This is a genomic window from Xanthomonas sp. SHU 199, assembly GCF_000364665.1.
Lineage (GTDB): Bacteria > Pseudomonadota > Gammaproteobacteria > Xanthomonadales > Xanthomonadaceae > Xanthomonas_A > Xanthomonas_A sontii.
The window spans coordinates 1-642 of sequence record NZ_AQOI01000597.1 but is presented as its reverse complement, the minus strand read 5'-3'; the positions used below and the strand labels follow the sequence as shown (position 1 = coordinate 642).

The following is a 642-nucleotide window of genomic DNA, read 5'->3' as shown; positions in this document are numbered from 1 at the left end:
TGTCGCTGCCGCGCCGGCAATGGCGATCGCCGCCAATCGTCGCCAGGAGGCGGCCGCGGCGGCGCGACGCGAGGCCACCCGTAGCGAACAGGCCGCGCGCACCCGCAGCATCCCGGCCGAGCGCGCCTATGCCGCAGCGGCGCCTACCAAACCGCAGGCCAAGGCGCCGGCGCAGACGCCGTTCGTTGCGCCGGTCGCGCCGCCGACGATGGTCGCGCAACGCGCCAGCGATCCGTTCGGGCATCCGGCGACGCCGCTGCAGGCCCGGCCGTGGCCGCGCTCGACGCTGCCATCCGCCGATGCCGGGAGCGAATTCACCGCCAGCTTCCCGCACAGCGGCGCCGACCCGGCGGCGTTCTATCCGTTCGAACCCCGATTGCCTGCCGACGCCGTGGCCAACCCGCCGCTGCATCCGCAGCCCTGACCCCGCGCGCCGGCAGGCGTCCGTGCCTCATTCCGGCGCGTGGTCCCCGTTGCTTCGTCCCCTCGTTGTTCCCCTTCCCGAACCGGAGGCTTGCGTCCGATGACTCACCGTATCCGCCACCATCTGTTGGGCCTGCTGGCGCTGACCGTGCCGCTGGCCGCCTGCGCGCAGCAGCCCAGCCCCAGCGCCGCCAGCGCCCCGCCGCCGGCCGCGCAGGA

Annotated in this window: 1 pseudogene; it reads left to right on the top strand. The window is 75.1% G+C overall.

Going from position 1 to position 642, the window contains the following annotated elements:
• Positions 1-424 (top strand): annotated as a pseudogene (locus tag D183_RS0117575) (hypothetical protein); the annotation flags it as partial.
• Between the last annotated feature and the right edge of the window lie 218 nt (positions 425-642).